Below are 17678 nucleotides of genomic sequence, written 5' to 3' on the forward strand. Positions count from 1 at the left end.
AATGACAGTCTGCCAGAGTTTTTTAATAGAATGAAAGATTCATTGTTTTATGCCAGTTCCACTACAGTGGCGACACCCTGTCCGCCTCCGATGCAAAGCGTAGCAAGGCCTTTTTTTGCTTGTCTCCGTTGCATTTCATGGATCAGCGTAACCAGGATCCTTGCACCGCTGGCCCCAATCGGGTGGCCTAGAGCTATTGCTCCGCCATTCACGTTCAGGATTTCCTTATTGAAATTCAACTCACGGTCGACAGCGAGTGACTGTGCGGCAAACGCTTCATTCGCCTCGATCAGCTCCATGTCTTCCATCGTCATGCCCGCTTTATTCAAAGCTTTTTTCACTGCATCAACCGGTCCGATGCCCATGACACTTGGATCAACACCAGCACTTGCGTTTGCCCTGATTACAACAAGCGGTTTCAGGCCAAGCTCTTCCGCTTTTGCCTTGCTCATTACAACGAGAGCTGCAGCTCCGTCATTGATTCCTGACGCATTCCCTGCTGTTACGCTGCCATCCTTTTTGAATGCAGGACGCAGTCCGCCAAGCTTTTCTGCAGTTGTTCCTTTTTTCGGATATTCATCTGTATAAAAAACAACCGGATCCCCTTTTCGCTGAGGAATTTCAATCGGTACGATCTCATCTTTGAACTTTCCTTCTTCAATCGCTTTTGCAGCCTTTTCCTGGCTGGATGCTGCGAACTCGTCCTGTTCTCCACGGCCGATATCATATCGAGAGCATAAATTCTCTGCGGTCACTCCCATGTGGTAATCATTGAACGCACACCATAGTCCGTCCGAGATCATACTGTCGACAAGCTTTTGGTCACCCATCTTGAATCCATCACGTGCGTTTTTCAATAAATATGGAGCCTGGCTCATATTCTCCATTCCGCCGGCTACGACAACCTCAGCATCTCCGGCAATTATCGCCTGTGCTGCCAGATGTACGGCCTTCAAGCCTGAACCACATACTTTATTGATGGTCATAGAGGAAGCGCTTTCAGGAATACCCGCCTTAATCGCTGCCTGCCTCGCCGGATTCTGACCAAGACCTGCCTGGAGAACATTCCCCATAATGATTTCATCCACCTGATCAGGCTGGACACCCGCTTGCTTTAAGGCATCTTTAATTACTGCGGCACCTAGATCTGGTGCGGAAATATTTTTTAAACTCCCATTAAAGCTGCCAATAGCCGTTCTGACGGCAGCTACGATTACTGCTTCAGTCTTGCTCAAACTGCTCACCCTTTCTCTGATTCTCACATTTTATTAACTTCTATTGCTTTTGATAAAATCCCTTTTATTTTATCAAAATTTTATTTATTCTTGCATTTTTAAAAATATTCTATTTACAATTAAGATATCTTAAGAGGAGGGGTATATCAAATGCTTCAGCTTCCCAAGAAGGTTGAAATAATTGAAGTAGGCCCGAGAGATGGGCTCCAAAATGAAAAGAGTTTTGTTCCTACGGAAGTAAAAAAAGAATTTATCACTACGCTGAAGGGTGCCGGCATCAAAGAGATGGAGCTTACTTCCTTCGTCTCCCCTAAATGGGTGCCTCAGATGGGGGATGCAGCAGAAATCGTAGCTGACTGCCTTGATAGCGACACCAGGAATATCGTCCTCGCTCCTAATAAAAAGGGGATTGAGCGCGTCTATATGACCGAATGCAAAGCAGTCGCTGTCTTCGTTGGTGTCAGCAATACGTTTAACCAGAAAAATATTAATAAATCAACTTCTGAGAGCCTTGCCGAGGTTCTCCCGCTGATTGTTGAGCTTAAAGAGAAGGACTATTTTGTGCGTGCATGCATCTCCACTGCTTTTTATTGCCCATACGAAGGAAAGGTCGAAGAGGCTGAAGTCCTTGCCCTATGCGGGGAATTCGTTCGTGCCGGGGTCGATGAACTCAGTGTTGCCGACACAATTGGCATGGCTGCACCTCATGAGTCCTATTCTTTATTTGCCAAATTGAAGGATGCCTACCCCGGTGTGCTACTGACTGCGCATTTCCATGATACAAGGAAGCTGGCCCTATCAAATATTCTCGCCGCTCTCCAGGCAGGAGTCACCCGATTCGACACTTCTGCAGGCGGCCTTGGCGGATGCCCATTCGCCCCAGGTGCTGCAGGCAACGCCGCTACTGAGGATGTCGTCTATATGCTGCACAGGATGGGGATTGAAACCGGCGTTGACCTTGAGAAGATGCTCAATGCCATCGAGGTGGTCAAGCCTCACCTCTCAAGGCCGATTGAAAGCACCTATTTCAAGCTGAATTCTGTTACTGTTTAACTTTTTGCATAAGCTCCTGATTTAAAATCCATCTTATTAGATGAGGTAATTTTGAAGAAGGGAGTATTTTGCATGAGCCAAAAACGGGACAAAGGCTACAGCCAGCAAGGCAAGCCAAATGCAGATAGTGTAAAACAGCAGATTGCCGCCGAAGACCTTGAAAAAGCGCTTCATCCGACAAAGCGCCAAAATTCTCAGCAATAAAGAAAAGCGTAAGCGCCTTGGTCAGCCCCGACAAGCGACTCGAGCTGCTCAAAGCTAACGCTTATCGCAAGATACTCGAGGAGGCACTCTCAGGGATGAAAACTGGCTAGGCGCTGGAGCTGGACACTTCTCGAGATATAATTCATTCACTAAATTTAACAGTGGACCGCCGGTTTGGCGGTCTTTTTCCTGTTTGTATTTCTGATTCTAATGGTAAAATAAAGAAAACAGATTATCGGAGGGTTGAGCTTGAGAAGAGCGTTCCGCGTGCTATTTTCTTTTTTGTTAGTCCTGACCTCGCTCGGGGTTTTTATATCCAATAAAGTCATGTTTCTAAAAAGGAAAGATGACGAAGAAATCTTCAACCGAGAAACGAAAGCTGGGCATCTGGTGCCTGATGAATATGATTCCCTGCCAAAGACGGAAGTGGCCATCCCTTCGTCCTTTGGCTACTCATTGAAGGCCGTCCTCGTTGAGCCACATCACACAAATCGTTACATCATCATTGCCCATGGTGTTACCCAGAGCAAGACGAATTCTGTGAAATACATGAATTTATTTTTGAACCGGGGCTTTAATGCTGTCATCTACGATCATCGGCGTCACGGTGAATCAGGCGGGAAGACCACCAGCTATGGATATTATGAAAAGTTCGACCTGAAATCAGTCGTCGATTGGCTGAGGGAGGAAAAAGGTTCGGATTTGCTTCTCGGAATCCATGGAGAGTCAATGGGCGCCGCTACCGTGCTCCTTTACGCAGGCATGCTTGAGGACGGTGCGGACTTCTATGTGACCGATTGCCCATTTTCCGACTTCAGCGAACAGCTTGCTTACCGCATCAAGGAAGAGGTCAAGTTTTTGCCGCCAAAACTATTGCTGCCAGTCGCCAGCATGTTCGTCCGCATCCGTGATAAATATTCCTTAAGTCAGGTATCGCCGATTGCGGTTATTGAAAATATTAAAAACCCGATCCTGTTCGTCCACAGCCGTAAGGACGATTTCATCCTGCCATCGATGACCGAGGCATTATTCGAACAGAAACAAGGACCGAAGAAGCTGTTCATGGCTGAAAACGGACTCCATGCCCAATCCTATAGCGAGAACCGGGATCAGTATGAAAAGGTGCTCGATGAATTCCTCGAGCAATATGTCTTTGCCGATCAGGAAACCTCAGATGCGGATTGAGCGAGTCTGTATCCTACGCTGTTATCAGCTCGGACGCAGCCAATTGTGCTTTTCTATCGGACACTTTTCTTTTGCTCCAGCTTCCGTTTGTCCGATAGAGTCTTTCTATCGGACACTTTTCTTCCGTTCAAGCTTCCATTTGTCCGATAGAGCCTTTCTATCGGACATTTTTCTTCCGTTCAAGCTTCCATTTGTCCGATAGAGCCTTTTTATCGGACATTTTTCTCTTGGTCCAGCTTCTGTTTGTCCGATAGACCCCTTCTATCGGACATTTTCCTTCCGCTCCAGCTTCTGTTTGTCCGATAGAGCCCTTCTATCGGACACTTTTCTTCCGTTCAAGCTTCCATTTGTCCGATAGAGCCTTTCTATCGGACATTTTTCTTCTGTTCCGGCTTCCATTTGTCCAATATAGCCTTTCTATCGGACATTTTTCTTCCGCTCCGGCTTCCATTTGTCCGATAGAGTCTTTCTATGGGCATTTTCCCCCGGAGCAGTTTCGCTTGGGCTTTATGCGTCCTGTCACTAGTCTTTTAAGCGCAAAAAAATTGGCTCATCTGCTGAGCCAATTTTTTACTGTTTTTCTCCCTGGCGATCCATTTCTTTTCCGGCACCGTCCAATGCCCTGACTTCCTTGTAATCACCAATTGCGTAATAATAACGCTCGCTATCTTTTTCAAAGATTTCTATTTTGGTAAACTTGCCATCTGGTCCTGCTGCTTCAATTGTTTTGATATCCGGATTCACGACCTTACCGAAAATCACGGGAATCTTTGTGTCCAATGTTCCGTCTTCATCAAAGGTTGTGAAAGTGTCGGCATAAAGGATCATGAAATCACTTTTATAATAAGTCCAGTGGTTATGTCCCGCATTTTCCCAGCCTTCTTTTTCGCTGCCTTTGATATAGGCGACTGCCAGCGCGTCAAATCTGTTTGAGCCTTCTTTTTGCTCTGTTGTGTAAAAGATGAGATATCCATCCTCCACCTTTTCCTTGTGGACGATTTGTTTGATGTTGAACGGAATATCGTTTTGGATTGCTTCCCCTGCAGTTTTATAGGCACACGCCGATAGCACCAGCACGCATAAAATGGTGATCGCTGACCTCCACAATTTCCCCATCTTTCTCCCCTGCCTTTGCGTCAAACTTCTATGTATTTCTGCATTCCTCTCTCTTATTTAACCTTTTTTTCAATTTTTTGTAAACTCATAACCTTCTTTTATCATGAAAGCTCATTCTTGGATTCAAATATTCATTCGGGCTCTTTAACTGGAAACATCCATTGCTCGCCTTATAATCCAGCGTCATTTCCTCATCAAAAAAGACCTCTTTGGCTTTTTCAATGTAAATCGGAATTCCGCCCGTTTCTATTTGATGTTCTTCCACATTTTTTTCGCTTTCAAACCAGAGGGCAGCTACCCCATTTACTGCACAGCCGCAGCCATCTATATCGTATTTCAATTTTACATACCCTTCACCTGACATTTTTTCGCTCAATTTGTTCGATGCTGCTTCGGTGATTTTCAACTTCATGCTCGCCATCCCCTTTCGATGCTTCATTTTATCATAGTGAGGAAATTTTTACGTTTCAGAACCCTTTGCCGAAATGTCTTGCTTTTTTTCCGTTTAACTCTTACTATCAAAGATAATTCTGACAATGTGAAAAGGGGTGCTTTTTTTGTCAAAAGTAACGATTAAAGTCAATGATAATGGTTCCTTAAGGATTACTGGTGATGTTGAATTGCTGGATGGTGCCGGCAATAAGTATGAGACAAAGCCTGCTTTCTCGCTTTGCCGCTGTGGCATGAGCAAGAACATGCCGTTCTGCGATGCTTCCCATAAAGGGAAATTCGAATCAGCAGTCCGTGCTCCGCAAGCTGATGAAACGGAATAATTCATGTGAGGGCAATGGTTCATCCATTGCTCTTTTTTATGGGGATTCATTTCACCGAACCACTCTTATAAGAGGGCCCGTGGAGTTGCTTGATGATTTGACTACCATTCTTCCGCAAGCCTGACATCGGCAATGCTGGAAATCCCGATCTGATGGATTTCTTCGAATCGGTCCACGATATGGAGCTTCTGCCCAAGTTCATTCCAATAATGGATTTTTCCGATCACCAATTCATATTTTCTTTGCCTGTAATAGGTGATGCTGAGCGGACGGTTATACTCCATTGCTTCGAGGATCGTATCATTCAATTGCTCCAGCTGCTGTTCATCCAGCTGCTTTTCCTTTTCATATTCGTCCTCCTGTGACCAGTCACGCAGCATCTTGACATGTTCAGGTAGCATCATTGATGTCCATTTAATTCTTCCGCGGTCGCGAATCATCTTGCTCTCCTCCTCCTTTTATCAACCCTTATGCCCGCCAACGAGTGCGGCGCGATGCCTTGCTGTTCCGGCTGCTGTATAGGACACTGCCCTTAGGAGCGCTGTCGAGCCGTAACGGCTGCGGATCCGGTCCATTGCGTAGCCAAGCTCTTTCTTTTTCCAGCCGTTTTTTTCAAAAAGATTCAATTGGAATTCGCTGTCGGTGACGAGATTCCCGAGTGCAATGGAAATGCTCCGCACCGTTTTTCCTGCATAGTTCTCGGCAAAAAGCTCGAGGCAGACACGATATAAATCCATTGTGATATTTGTCGGCTCCACAATTGTTCTTGAGCGATGGAACCCTCCGCCGAATTCATCCTGGCTGTAGCCAACCCCGAAGCTGATCGTCCGGCCTGCTTTCCCATGGCTCCTTGCCCTGCGAGCGACCTCCTCGCACATTTCGAGGATGACATGCTTGATTTCCTCTTCTTCCTTATAGTCGCGAAGCAGAATCTGGCTTTTCCCGAAGCTTACCTGCCCTTCCATGATTGGCGCGCCGATATCCGAAAAATCGATCCCCCATGCATGCCAGTACAGCTGGTTGCCCATGATGCCGAACTTTTTCTCCAATTTTTCAAGATCATAGCGGGCCAGCTGGCCGACTGTGAAAATCCCCATGCTGTTCAGTGTTTTTTCGACGCGGCGGCCAATTCCCCACATCTCCCTGAGGGGTGAGACGTTCCACAGCTTTGTCTGGACATCGTCATAAGTCCATTCAGCAATGCCCTTCTTCTTTGCATCAAGGTCAAGACAGAGCTTCGACATCAGCATGTTCGGCCCAATCCCTATGGCACAGGGAAGCTGGAACTCGCGCTCAATATCATCTTTGATTTTTTTTGCGATTGAGGCTGCGTCTCCCCAAAGCTTCGAAGCTCCGTCTACCTTTATGAAGCTTTCGTCGACACTGTAGGTATGGATCGCTTCCTTTGGAACATAGCGATTGAATACACGGGAGATTTCTGTGGAGATTCGCAGGTAGGTGGACATCTGCGGATCAACGACAACAATTCGCGGATCATCAGGAATTTCAAATTTCCGTGATCCAGTCTTGATGCCAAATTCTTTTTTCAAACGCGGTGAGGCTGCGAGGACGACGCTTCCCGGGCGATCAAGATTCCCGACGACAGCCAGATAGCAGTCAAGAGGGTCGAGGCCAAGCATCACGGCAGAACAACTCGCATAGAAGCTCTTCATATCCACACATAAAATTTTATTTTGCGGCATTTCGCTGTAATCGACCATGTTTTCTCTCCTTTCCGCAGGGCATCCACCAAAATAAGAACATCTGTTCCGTTTCATTATACCCATTATATTAAGCGAATATGTGTTCGGTTTCAATGGTAATTTTCCGGGTGACTGACTTAATTAAGGTGTAAATGGTGAGTGATGCCAGGAATGGAGATTTTTACGGAAGGGTGTTTCCAGAGCGAGGTTCCGAGTATAATCAGATCGAGAGGTGCTGTTTAGATGGATAAAGAACTCATTCGTAAAATGGTCCAGAAATGCTTCGTCCAGTACCGTCATGAAGGTTCACTGCCGTTTGGCGAGGCGGAATTCAATGAAATTTACATAAAGATTGTGGAACAGAAAAATGAGGAACCTGAGACGGATTTGCATGACATCATCAATGATGCGGTATATGAATTTTTAGCGACGTAAAAAAATTCCCGGAATGGCAAAGGCTGCCCTGCAAACAGGACAGCCTTTGATTATTTTATCTTGATATTTGCTTCGCCTTTGATTGTTGCGGGATAGTCATTCAGCTTTAAGGTAATCGGGCCCAGTGCTGCTCCTTCACCGAAGTATGGGATTAAAATATCAACCGGCAGTTCATTCGTGCTCAACCTGAAAGAAGCAGATCCGTCACCAATTTCATCTCCATTCGAATCGACTGCCTGTTCAAAAGAAATATTGGTATGTCCTTCCTTTGAATTCCTTTGGAAGGTAAGCATCAACTGATCTTCTTCCCTGCTGACTTTAAGCAATCGACCATCACTTGGAGCCTTCACGATTTCCAGTTTATCGGGATCAACAATAATATCAAGCTCCTTTTTATCAAGTGCCCGCACGGAATTGAAGCGAAGATAAAGCTCCTTAGGTTTTTTAAAATAATTGCTCTGCAGGTAAAACTCTTTCGTGTTCTTCTCCGAATGGCTGATGATGGTTCCATTGTTGGTCGCAGCCCATTCTTCTCCTGTTTCATCCACAAGCCTCAAATCCTCAAAGCCAAAAACATGCTTGGTGTTCTGTTCATCAAAATGGGCCGTTACCCCAATTCTCGTAGGGTAAATGGACACTTTTTCAATAGTGATTTTCTGGCCTTCGAACTCGACTGTCTTGTTTAACTCAAACACTTCTTTTTTATTCTTGAATGCTTCTTTATCAATCGAAAATGGAAGTACCCACGTGTCATCAAGCTTAGCCAGAGGCTGGCCATCTTCTGCTTCTCCTTCAGCGAGCTCAATACTGAGTTTCAAATTTTCCGGAAGGTTATTCCCATAAAACTCATATGTTGCCTGAAGCAGCTGCTCGTTATTCTGTGAATTATCTATCCATCCGCCAAAAGAAGACACGGTTTCTTCGATGTTATTTCCGTCACTGTCGGTCAATTTCAAGTTCTCAACCGAAATTTTCTTGTGCCCGCCTGAAGAATGAATCTTATAAAACATCACCATCATCTGCTCATCAACAATGACCGAATCTAATGTGACCTTAAGGCCGTCATGTTCATCAGATACACCGATTTTCTGCGCGAAATCATTTTCAACGGCTGCAGTCAGCCCTTTATCATAGCGGACAAGCTCGACGATCTTCTCCATCCCAGGTATCGCGGTGACATACGTAGCAAATGTTTCTGACGTCCTCAGCAACGCGGTAAAAACAAAAACCAGGATTGCTGCTGATGCAAATGTCCTTATGAAGAAAAGGGTTTTCTTCCGCTTCCTTTTCCCCTTGCTGATTCCGGCTGCGATGGCCCCATCCAGCTGCAATTCCGGAACTTCGATATTCTCAAGTGCGGCCTGAGCCTGTGTCAACTTTTTTTCTTCAGCATTAAGCATAGCCCAATCCTCCCTTATCTTCGAGCTGCCCGCGAAGTTCCTTCAGCCCTTTATTCAGCCAAGTCTTCACGGTGCCTTCGGGACATTCGAGAATCTCGGCAATTTCCTTGATTTTAAAATCATGCACGTATTTCAATTCAATGACCTGCCTCGTTTTAGAATCCAGCTTGCATATGATTTCCTCAACCTCAAGCCAGCTGGACTGGTGCTCGGTGCCCATCAAGCTGATGAGATCATTGCTGACGAGGATTCGCTTCCTCTTTTTTAATTCATCATTGCAGTAATTCAACAGAATCCTGGTCAGCCATGTCGTAAAATACTGCGGTTCCTTCACCTTCCGGATTGAACGGAACGCTCTGTAGGTTACCTCCTGCAGCGCTTCGACCGCATCCTCGCTATTTTTCAGATAGCTGAGGGCAATCCGGTACAGGCGCACTTTATGAAGCTGCATCAATTCGTAAAATGCCGCTTCATCTCCTTTTTTTGCTCTCTGTACGAGTTCTTGAAGCTCCAAAATGTCTCCCCCTGACTTTGTCTCTATCAATTAGACATCGAACCCGGAAAAAAGTTTTAAAAAATTGAAAAAACCGCCAAAAGTTTTACAAGGCGGTCATCAACGGTATTCTTTTGAAACAGATTATCGACGGCTTATTTCTGATTGAAAACCCTTTTGCCGAAAAGTTCGAATGTGCGTGGAAACAGAGAATAAAAAATGCTTCCTGGACTCATCCAGCGGGGCAGGTTGATTTCACGTGTTCTCGTCATCATGCGATTGACCACTTGTTTCGCTACGTATTCGGGCTGAAGCATAAAACGTTTTACGTTTTTGACGTAGGTTCCTTGTTTATCGGCGACCTCAAAGAAGTTTGTCGCGATTGGGCCTGGATTGACTGAAGTGACATAGATATTGTCATCAGCAACCTCCATCCGCAGACTGTTTGTGTATCCAAGCACGGCATGCTTTGTGGCCGAATAGACACTTGACTTAGGTGTGGCAATCTTGCCAGCCTGGGAAGCAATGTTGATGATATGTCCGCTTCTTCTCTGCTTCATTGCAGGCAACACCATCGAGGTACATGCCATCAAGCCGACGACATTGACATCGAACATCGTTTTGATATCATCAATTTTCGCTTCGTGTGCATAGTCAAAAACGCCAAAGCCTGCATTGTTGACCAGTATATCCACATAGCGGATATCTGAAAGCACTTCTGCGAAGACCCGCTTGACCGCTTCAGGATCTGCTACATCCAGCTGCTGGGCATGGACATTGATTGCATACTTCGATTGTAATTCCTTTTTTAAATTCTCCAGTTTATCGATACTCCGGGCCAAAAGGACGAGATTCGCACCGCGCGCAGCACAAAGTGTGGCAATCTCGGCCCCTATTCCCCCGGAAGCTCCGGTAATGATAATATTTTTCCCTTTTAAGGATGGCATCTTCATTCACCTCATTTTGCTGTATAAACGAAGGAGGTACCTTCTTCCCTGACCGAAATTGCGTCCAGGGATTGTAAATAATCAAGCTGGCCGACTGTTTCCGAAATGGTCAGATTCAGCTCACGCTCATAAACTGTCGGGAAGAGCAGTTTGCAAATCTCAAATACAGTGAGATCCCTTCCTTCAAGCATTCCCCTTACCTGCCATGCCCGATCATGCTGGCGGGCCAGCCTTTTTTCAATCAGGCTCTGCAATTCTGTTATCTCCGTTCCATGACCGGTGTATACTAGTCCAATCGGGTACTGCTGCAGTTTTTTCAGTGATGCATTATATTGGACCAGCGGCTTCGGCCGGTCCGTTTCGCCTGGCAGCGGCGGCTCAAGCAATGGGTTCGGTGAAATCCCCGCAAGGATTGTATCCCCGGCAATCATTGTGCCGTCTTTTTCGCGCAAGAGCACGATATGGCTTTGGGCATGTCCCGGTGTATCGATCACCCTCCACCCTGGCAGCGCTGGCGGAACGTCATTTTCCGAAATAGTCCCAGTCAACGAGCGATTGCATGAAAATACCAATGTCTTTTTCATGATTTTCATCGATGGCACGAAATATTGTTGTGGTATTGCTGATTGCAAAAAGAATTCCTCATAAAACTTCTGATGTTCTTTCTCAAATTCAGAAGTCCTGTTGATCCACCTTTCATTCAGGTAGTGGCCAAATACGCTGAGATCTGGCGATAAATAATCCAGCATTCCTACATGGTCCGGATGGTCGTGTGTCAGGATGACCTGTTCAATATCTTCCGGCTTCAGTTTCAAATCCGCAAGCTGGGATTTGAACGACTCCCAGGACTGCTCCGTTTTCGTACCGGCATCCACAAGTGTCAATCTATCCCCTTTAATTAAATATGCGTTCACATCACCGACCGGAAAAGGCGTCGGCAAAGTCAGTTTGGCAATTCCATCTTTCCATTCAGCCATATGATCCATACACCTCAAAATATTATTTTTCTATAAGATAATCTGATTGACTATAAAGATAATCAATTAACCTACCGGGTCTTGGTATTTTTCCAATATAAAAATAAGTTTACATTTAAAGCAGTCAATTGTCATTATTTTGACTTTATATTTTCTGAAAAAACTAAAAATTAATTAAAATACTACTTGACATAAGGGTTGTCCATCTTGCATAATCACTATTAAAATTTCGTAAACTTTTTAAAAGCACTTGAGCAAGACGAGTAGACAGGAATGGTGCCAGAGAGTGGAGTCCACCGGCTGAAAGGCTCCGCCACCCTCTTCATGTTGAACCCTACCTTGCGAGCTGCCAGGCAAACCTGGACGTAAGCCGGCGTTAACGGATATTGAGCTGCACTTACTCGGCGCTGGCCGAGGAAGTGAATGAAGGTGGTACCACGGAAGCATGGCCTTTCGTCCTTTTTTGGGATGAAGGGCCTTTTTGTTTTTTCTGGAAGCTGTAACAAACGAAGAAATATCATGGAGGCGATATTGATGAAGAAGCTTGTTTTTGTTGGGGCAGGTTCGATGGCAGAAGCGATGATTTCCGGAATAGGGGCAAGCGGGCTTCTTCCGGGAGAGCAAATGTGGGTCACGAATAGACAGGATACAGACAGATTAAAAACTCTGAAGCAGAAATACGGAATAAAAGCGACATATGACTATGAAATGCTTTTTAAAGACGCTGATGCAGTCGTTCTGGCCATGAAACCAAAAGATGCAGCAGGTGCGATCGAGGAGATTAAACCGTATTTACCCGAGGGGATGCTGATCATTTCGGTTCTCGCTGGAGTTTCGATTGACGCCATTGAAAGGGCTGCAGAAAAATCCCTTGCTGTGGTAAGGGCGATGCCTAATACCTCGGCAGCGATTGGCAAATCGGCAACTGCCCTGGCAGTGAACTCCCATGTATGTGAAACCCAAAAGATGCTGGTGCAGGAGCTTTTTAACACTGTCGGCCTGACGACGATCGTAGAGGAATACCAGCTCGATGCCGTTACAGGACTATCTGGAAGCGGACCTGCCTATATTTATTACCTTGTGGAGGCGATGGAAAAAAGCGCCGCTGAAATCGGTCTCGAAAAGCAGACAGCTAAGCAGTTGATTATCCAGACGCTGCTGGGCGCAGCTGAGATGCTGACGCAATCTGATAAGGAGCCTGCACAGCTTCGTTTGGAGGTGACCAGCCCGGGTGGCACGACCGAAGCAGGGATCAGCATTCTTGAGCAGCATGGCGTCCAAACTGCTTTCGTATCCTGCATCAAGGAAGCCACCGCTCAATCAAAAAGGCTGGGCCACCTGCTTGGCGATCAACTGGCAGCTGCAAACCGCCACCTTTAAAAATTGCAAAAGTGCTCCCTGTTTCTCTACAATGGAGAAAAACAACAGGGACGTGTACATGGTGATTCTAACCTTACTGTCTTTAACATTAATCATTTGGATTTTGGCGACAATCGATGCCTTGATTGGTTTCAGGAAATTGGATTCCCTCGAAAAGGCCGAGACTGTCGAGCAGGGACAAAAGCTAAGCGTGATCGTGGCTGCCAGGAATGAAGAAGAACATATTTTACAAAGCGTTCGCACGCAGCTGAACCAAACCTACAAAAATACTGAGTGGCTCCTGGTCAATGACCGGTCCGAGGATGGCACCGGCAAAGTGATGGAAAACCTGAAAAGTTTCGATTCGAGAATCAAAGTAATCCATATCGAGAGTTTGCCAGAAGGGTGGCTTGGCAAGAACCACGCACTCTATAAAGGCTATCAGCATGCGACAGGGAACCTGATTTTATTTACAGACGCCGATGTTTTGTATCATCCTGAGGCTTTTTCTAAAGGAGTTGGCTATTTCCAGAAACATAGCCTTGATCATTTGACGGCCGCCCCAAACCTCAGCGCAAAGCCGTTCTGGCTGAAGGCCTTTGTTGCTTTCTTCTTATTCGGCTTTTCTTATTACAAGCGGCCATGGCTCGGCAATAATCCACGTTCGAAAACGGGAGTCGGAATCGGTGCATTTAATATGATCACCCGGCCGGCCTATGAAAAAGTCGGTACACATGAATATATAAAGATGCGGCCCGATGATGACCTGCAGCTGGGCATGATGGTAAAGCGACTGGGCCTCAAGCAGCGGATTGTCACTGCTATGGAGCTCATTGAAGTGGAATGGTATCAGAGCTTGCGTGATGCTTTAGCAGGTCTGGAAAAGAACACCTTCGCCGGCCTTCACTACAGGATCAGCATGGTGCTGTTTTCGGTGTTCGGGGTCTTTGTATCCCAGGTCATGCCGTTCTTCACCCTTTTTTCAAGCGATCAGGCAGTGGCAATCCTGAGCGCTGTTAATCTCGTATTCCTGGCTTTTCTTTATGTAATGGTAACAAAGAAGATGACACGATTTTCACCATGGCTGTTCTTTGTCCTTCCGTTCACTGCCCTGCTGTTCATCTTCTCCATCCTGAGAGCCAGCTACCTGACTTTTAAAAGAGGCGGCATCATCTGGCGCGGAACAAAATATACGCTAGCTGAATTAAGAAAAAACACATTGCGGTGAGTACAATTTTTCCTTTCCTGATTGAGCCCTGTTATACTTAAAATATATTTTGGCTAACGAAATAAAAGGAGGCTTCTGGATTGGAAAAGAAATTGTTTTCCCCTTATAAAATTAAAGATTTAACCCTAAAAAACAGGATTGTCATGGCTCCGATGTGTATGTATTCATGTGAAAAAGAAGATGGGATGGTCACCGACTTTCATATGACACACTATGTAAGCCGCGCCGTCGGCCAGGTTGGCCTGGTCATTCTCGAAGCAACAGCGGTCACTCCTCAGGGCCGGATTTCACATCAGGACCTGGGCATCTGGAGCGATGAGCATGTTCCCGGGCTGACAAAATTGACGGAACAAATCAAGCAGAGTGGTGCTGCGGCTGGTATCCAGCTGGCACATGCCGGCCGAAAAGCAGCATTGCGTGACGAAATCATCGCCCCTTCTGCCCTAGCTTTTGACGAGAAATATAAAGAACCGAAGGCGATGACGGTTGAGGAAATCAAGGAAACCATCGAGGCGTTCAGACTGGCTGCCGAGAGATCAAATCGTGCTGGTTTCGATGTGATTGAAATCCACGCTGCACATGGTTATTTGATCAACCAGTTCCTCTCCCCGCTTACGAATAAAAGGGAAGATGAATACGGGGGCACTGCCGAAAACCGCTTCCGCTTCCTTCAGGAAATTCTTGAAGAGGTGAAAACGGTTTGGGATGGGCCACTTCTTGTCCGGGTTTCCGCAAGTGATTATCATGACGAAGGCTTGACTGTTGAGGATTATGTAACAATTGGTGCGTCACTAAAGGAACTGGGAGTTGACCTGATTGATGTCAGCTCAGGTGCCGTTGTACCTGCAAGAATTCATGCCTATCCAGGCTACCAGGTTAAATTCGCAGAAAAAATCAAGCATGAAGCCAATGTGGCTACCGGCGCGGTCGGTTTGATCACCACAGGGATCCAGGCTGAAGAAATCCTCCAGAATGAACGCGCCGATTTGATTTTCATCGCACGCGAACTGCTGCGCGACCCATACTGGCCAAGAACAGCTGCCAAAGAGCTCGGCACAAGCATCGAATCACCTAAACAATATGAACGAGGATGGATTTTTTAAGCTAAAACAATCATAATTGCTAAAGAGGCTTTTCCAGAGTGTTACTTTGGATAGCCTTTTTTTGTTCTAAACCAGTTTCATGGCTTTCTTCCGTGATCACCTTGCTGACGGACACTTTCTTGTGTTTGCCAAGGAATTTTTGTCCATCATGACCTTGCTGATGGACACTTCCCTGCGTATTTCATAAGTTTCTGTCCGTCATGGACTTGATGATGGACACTTTCTTGTGTTTGCCAAGGAATTTTTGTCCATCATGACCTTGATGACGGACACTTCCTTGCGTATTTCCTGAGTTTTTGTCCGTCATGGACTTGATGATGGACACTTTCTTGCATAGTTCATGAGTTTCTGTCCGTCATGGCCTTAAAGCGAGACAACTTTATACATCCATAGAAAAGAGGCTGTCTTCAAACAGCCTCTTTTCTATGAATCCTTCATTTTCAACAGACTTTTTCCAGTAAAATCCTCCGGTACATATTACCGAACATAACTCCTTCATCTGCAATCAGCTTTACTCTGGCTCTTTCTGTTGAGCTGATGTCATCGAATGACACACCGATGTCCGTACCGAGCAGTTTAATCACATGTCTGAGAGTTTTTTTGCCAATAGATAGTCCTTTGCCGGGTTCTGCAAATTTATCGAAAACTACCACTAGACCATCCCTGCGGCAAACTCTGACCATTTCGCGGAACGCCTTTTTGCTGTCGGGTACTACTGATAAAATCAAGCTACCGATCACATAATCGAATGATGCATCGGCAAATTCAAGCTGTTGGGCATCCATTTTTAAAAAGGTGATCGAAGTATTCCTGAATTTATCTTTTGCTTTCTGCAGCATATCCTCAGAGTAATCGATTGCCGTAATCTCCAATTGGTCATATGGTAATCTCTCGATGTCTGCCCCAGTGCCAACCCCTACGAACAGTACTCTGTCTCCCGGACGGAAATGAATCTCTTTGAACAGGCTGTCTCTTGCTTTTGAAAATGGACCAACATTGAAAAACTTATCATAAATTGGGGCCCAGCCCTTGTAAATTAGCTTATTCCACGAATTGTTCATGTTATCCTCTCCACCCAGAATCATAGTTTGAAACAACTATTTATCTTTCACTCTCCAAAGCCTCAGACTATTCAGAGTGACACTTGTTGAAGGTACAGGATGTCTGTCAGGTATCATTCAAATGATCTTTTGAATATATTTTATTCAAACAAGTGTTTGATTGTCAAATGAAATAAAAAAACCAGGAATTCTCCTGGTTTTAAAGGTTAGGCTATTTTCTCACCCTGCCTGTCGGCAACCTTTTTGAAGTAAAACCCCAATTTGACGAGGCCTACTGCGGTCAAGGAGAGAATCATATTGAAAAACACAGCAAATATCGCAAGGTCCATTACTTCAAAAATGTAGGCATACAGAAAACCAACTATTCCGAATAGTGATATGGTGATGAGAAAATTTAACCTTGGAAAAAGAAAAGTGATGATCCCGCTGAGCAAAAGGACCAGCGAACCCATGATAAAAAGATGAAGACCGAATAATAGCAAAAACTCCATATCAATTCCCCCAGTTCTCATGTTGTTGGCTTGATGGAAATTGTCCCATCACTTTCCAATTCCCTCTGGGTTCCGACCTTAAACTCTAGGCGCTGTAAAAACTGAAGGTGTATTTCACAGTATAAGAAAAATAAACGGAAAAATTCCGTTTAAATTGGAAAAGCCCCATATTTTCTTAAAAATAAAGGGCATTTTTCCGTTTATTTAATCAAAATCATTGGAATTCGTCTTATTTACAGCAGTTAACCGGAATATCTCCGCCTAGTTCTGCTTCAAAAGCGGCCTTTCTATACAATAGCCGGAAATTCTCCGCTTATGGATTTTCATACCTGGCCGGAAATCGCCGAGCCAAACAAAAACTCAAATTCTATCATCCCAAATTCGATTAAGCATTGTTTCTTCACTAGAAACGACCAGTTCGAAAACATCCGGATTCGTCATTTCCAACAGGCAGTCGTATCCGAAGCTCTCATTGAAGTACCTCATGAGCAATGTGGTCATGTTGCCATGGCTGACCAGTAGAATATGGTCATCATCTGAACATAATACATCTTCTAACAGCGATTTCGCGCGATTCATCGCGGTTGAATGGGATTCCCCACCTTCGAAGACAAGCTCGAAATCATCAAAGCTTTGCCTTAATTTATCCCGCCAGTCCTCAAAATTGACCGTGCTGAGTACTCTTTCTCCGAGTCTGTCGTCTTCTTGAACTCTTATTCCTCTTGAATCAGAAAGTGGCCTGATTGTATCGACCGCTCTTTTAAAAGGACTTGAATAGATGATGTCTATTTCTTTTTGCTTGAAAAAGTCAACGAGCGCCAGCGCCTGTTTCCTTCCCTGTTCAGTCAGGGGAGAGTCAACAGGCTGTCCAACTGCACTTGCATGTCGTACAAGATAGATTGTTTTCAATCATTA

Annotated in this window: 20 protein-coding genes; 8 read left to right on the forward strand and 12 right to left on the reverse strand. The window is 45.3% G+C overall.

Annotated elements, in window-relative coordinates:
* Positions 1-47: 47 nt before the first annotated feature.
* Positions 48-1235: an acetyl-CoA C-acetyltransferase gene (locus LGO15_RS16235; RefSeq protein WP_226085278.1), complete on the reverse strand. Its 1188-nt coding sequence runs from the start codon at positions 1233-1235 to the stop codon at positions 48-50.
* Positions 1236-1385: 150 nt separating this feature from the next.
* Here LGO15_RS16235 and LGO15_RS16240 point away from each other — a divergent pair, with 150 nt between their 5' ends.
* The 3 genes from LGO15_RS16240 (at position 1386) to LGO15_RS16245 (ending at position 3677) form a co-directional block, all read left to right on the forward strand.
* On the forward strand, positions 1386-2288 hold the full coding sequence (locus tag LGO15_RS16240) for a hydroxymethylglutaryl-CoA lyase (protein ID WP_226085279.1): 903 nt from the start codon (positions 1386-1388) through the stop codon (positions 2286-2288).
* A gap of 72 nt (positions 2289-2360) precedes the next feature.
* Positions 2361-2492, forward strand: a complete 132-nt coding sequence (locus tag LGO15_RS24210) for a hypothetical protein (RefSeq protein WP_264163742.1) — start codon at positions 2361-2363, stop codon at positions 2490-2492.
* A 249-nt stretch (positions 2493-2741) separates the two neighbouring features.
* Entirely contained in the window at positions 2742-3677 is a 936-nt protein-coding gene (locus LGO15_RS16245; RefSeq protein ID WP_226085280.1) for an alpha/beta hydrolase, read from the forward strand.
* 570 nt (positions 3678-4247) lie between these two features.
* Here the strand turns inward: LGO15_RS16245 and LGO15_RS16250 are convergent.
* Entirely contained in the window at positions 4248-4793 is a 546-nt protein-coding gene (locus tag LGO15_RS16250; RefSeq protein ID WP_167831451.1) for a hypothetical protein, read from the reverse strand.
* An 85-nt stretch (positions 4794-4878) separates the two neighbouring features.
* A complete protein-coding gene (locus LGO15_RS16255; protein WP_167831452.1) occupies positions 4879-5205 on the reverse strand; it encodes an iron-sulfur cluster biosynthesis family protein in 327 nt (108 codons plus the stop codon).
* A 145-nt stretch (positions 5206-5350) separates the two neighbouring features.
* On the opposite strand from LGO15_RS16255, the gene LGO15_RS16260 reads away from it, so the two are divergent.
* On the forward strand, positions 5351-5566 hold the full coding sequence (locus LGO15_RS16260) for a CDGSH iron-sulfur domain-containing protein (protein ID WP_167831453.1): 216 nt from the start codon (positions 5351-5353) through the stop codon (positions 5564-5566).
* Positions 5567-5667: 101 nt separating this feature from the next.
* Here LGO15_RS16260 and LGO15_RS16265 read toward each other — a convergent pair whose 3' ends face one another.
* Positions 5668-6006 carry a YolD-like family protein gene (locus tag LGO15_RS16265; RefSeq protein WP_226085281.1) on the reverse strand — a complete coding sequence of 113 codons (339 nt, stop codon included), beginning with the start codon at positions 6004-6006 and terminating at the stop codon, positions 5668-5670.
* A 21-nt stretch (positions 6007-6027) separates the two neighbouring features.
* Positions 6028-7287, reverse strand: coding sequence for a Y-family DNA polymerase (locus tag LGO15_RS16270; protein WP_226085282.1), 1260 nt, complete (start codon positions 7285-7287; stop codon positions 6028-6030).
* A 225-nt stretch (positions 7288-7512) separates the two neighbouring features.
* Here LGO15_RS16270 and LGO15_RS16275 point away from each other — a divergent pair, with 225 nt between their 5' ends.
* The gene (locus tag LGO15_RS16275) at positions 7513-7704 is read left to right on the forward strand and encodes a YqzH family protein (protein WP_226085283.1); all 192 of its coding nucleotides are present in this window, start codon (positions 7513-7515) and stop codon (positions 7702-7704) included.
* Between the two features lie 50 nt (positions 7705-7754).
* Here LGO15_RS16275 and LGO15_RS16280 read toward each other — a convergent pair whose 3' ends face one another.
* The 4 genes from LGO15_RS16280 to LGO15_RS16295 form a co-directional block, all read right to left on the reverse strand.
* Positions 7755-9104 (reverse strand): DUF4179 domain-containing protein, encoded by a 1350-nt coding sequence (locus tag LGO15_RS16280; protein WP_226085284.1) that lies wholly within the window; start codon positions 9102-9104, stop codon positions 7755-7757.
* Complete coding sequence (locus tag LGO15_RS16285; protein WP_167831458.1) at positions 9097-9618, reverse strand: sigma-70 family RNA polymerase sigma factor; 522 nt, start codon at positions 9616-9618, stop codon at positions 9097-9099. The genes LGO15_RS16280 and LGO15_RS16285 overlap by 8 nt, the downstream gene beginning before the upstream one ends.
* A 134-nt stretch (positions 9619-9752) precedes the next feature.
* The gene (locus tag LGO15_RS16290; protein ID WP_226085285.1) at positions 9753-10544 is read right to left on the reverse strand and encodes an SDR family NAD(P)-dependent oxidoreductase; all 792 of its coding nucleotides are present in this window, start codon (positions 10542-10544) and stop codon (positions 9753-9755) included.
* An 11-nt stretch (positions 10545-10555) separates the two neighbouring features.
* Positions 10556-11521 (reverse strand): MBL fold metallo-hydrolase, encoded by a 966-nt coding sequence (locus LGO15_RS16295; RefSeq protein ID WP_167831460.1) that lies wholly within the window; start codon positions 11519-11521, stop codon positions 10556-10558.
* A 534-nt stretch (positions 11522-12055) separates the two neighbouring features.
* Between LGO15_RS16295 and proC the strand changes: the two genes are divergently transcribed.
* From proC to namA, 3 genes are all read left to right on the forward strand, one after another.
* Positions 12056-12901 (forward strand): pyrroline-5-carboxylate reductase, encoded by an 846-nt coding sequence (gene proC, locus LGO15_RS16300; protein ID WP_226085286.1) that lies wholly within the window; start codon positions 12056-12058, stop codon positions 12899-12901.
* Between the two features lie 58 nt (positions 12902-12959).
* Positions 12960-14108, forward strand: coding sequence for a glycosyltransferase family 2 protein (locus LGO15_RS16305; RefSeq protein ID WP_226085287.1), 1149 nt, complete (start codon positions 12960-12962; stop codon positions 14106-14108).
* Between the two features lie 80 nt (positions 14109-14188).
* Positions 14189-15211, forward strand: coding sequence for an NADPH dehydrogenase NamA (gene namA / locus LGO15_RS16310; RefSeq protein ID WP_226085288.1), 1023 nt, complete (start codon positions 14189-14191; stop codon positions 15209-15211).
* A 440-nt stretch (positions 15212-15651) separates the two neighbouring features.
* On the opposite strand, the gene LGO15_RS16315 is transcribed toward namA, so the two are convergent.
* From LGO15_RS16315 to LGO15_RS16325, 3 genes are all read right to left on the reverse strand, one after another.
* Positions 15652-16272 (reverse strand): class I SAM-dependent methyltransferase, encoded by a 621-nt coding sequence (locus tag LGO15_RS16315; RefSeq protein WP_226085289.1) that lies wholly within the window; start codon positions 16270-16272, stop codon positions 15652-15654.
* Positions 16273-16478: 206 nt separating this feature from the next.
* Complete coding sequence (locus LGO15_RS16320; RefSeq protein WP_167831464.1) at positions 16479-16763, reverse strand: hypothetical protein; 285 nt, start codon at positions 16761-16763, stop codon at positions 16479-16481.
* A gap of 360 nt (positions 16764-17123) precedes the next feature.
* Positions 17124-17672 (reverse strand): histidine phosphatase family protein, encoded by a 549-nt coding sequence (locus LGO15_RS16325; RefSeq protein WP_226085290.1) that lies wholly within the window; start codon positions 17670-17672, stop codon positions 17124-17126.
* Positions 17673-17678: the final 6 nt, after the last annotated feature.

The sequence above is a fragment of the Mesobacillus sp. S13 genome (assembly GCF_020422885.1).
In the GTDB taxonomy this organism is placed as follows: Bacteria; Bacillota; Bacilli; order Bacillales; family Cytobacillaceae; genus Mesobacillus; species Mesobacillus selenatarsenatis_A.

Coding starts and splice junctions, on each gene's coding strand:
- LGO15_RS16295 (WP_167831460.1), bottom strand. CDS start 11,521: ATGGCTGAATGGAAAGATGGAATTGCCAAACTGACTTTGCCGACGCCT.
- LGO15_RS16265 (WP_226085281.1), bottom strand. CDS start 6,006: ATGATTCGCGACCGCGGAAGAATTAAATGGACATCAATGATGCTACCT.
- LGO15_RS16240 (WP_226085279.1), top strand. CDS start 1,386: ATGCTTCAGCTTCCCAAGAAGGTTGAAATAATTGAAGTAGGCCCGAGA.
- LGO15_RS24210 (WP_264163742.1), top strand. CDS start 2,361: ATGAGCCAAAAACGGGACAAAGGCTACAGCCAGCAAGGCAAGCCAAAT.
- LGO15_RS16255 (WP_167831452.1), bottom strand. CDS start 5,205: ATGAAGTTGAAAATCACCGAAGCAGCATCGAACAAATTGAGCGAAAAA.
- LGO15_RS16320 (WP_167831464.1), bottom strand. CDS start 16,763: ATGGAGTTTTTGCTATTATTCGGTCTTCATCTTTTTATCATGGGTTCG.
- LGO15_RS16250 (WP_167831451.1), bottom strand. CDS start 4,793: ATGGGGAAATTGTGGAGGTCAGCGATCACCATTTTATGCGTGCTGGTG.
- LGO15_RS16275 (WP_226085283.1), top strand. CDS start 7,513: ATGGATAAAGAACTCATTCGTAAAATGGTCCAGAAATGCTTCGTCCAG.
- LGO15_RS16290 (WP_226085285.1), bottom strand. CDS start 10,544: ATGCCATCCTTAAAAGGGAAAAATATTATCATTACCGGAGCTTCCGGG.
- LGO15_RS16315 (WP_226085289.1), bottom strand. CDS start 16,272: ATGAACAATTCGTGGAATAAGCTAATTTACAAGGGCTGGGCCCCAATT.
- LGO15_RS16305 (WP_226085287.1), top strand. CDS start 12,960: ATGGTGATTCTAACCTTACTGTCTTTAACATTAATCATTTGGATTTTG.
- LGO15_RS16280 (WP_226085284.1), bottom strand. CDS start 9,104: ATGCTTAATGCTGAAGAAAAAAAGTTGACACAGGCTCAGGCCGCACTT.
- LGO15_RS16270 (WP_226085282.1), bottom strand. CDS start 7,287: ATGGTCGATTACAGCGAAATGCCGCAAAATAAAATTTTATGTGTGGAT.
- proC (WP_226085286.1), top strand. CDS start 12,056: ATGAAGAAGCTTGTTTTTGTTGGGGCAGGTTCGATGGCAGAAGCGATG.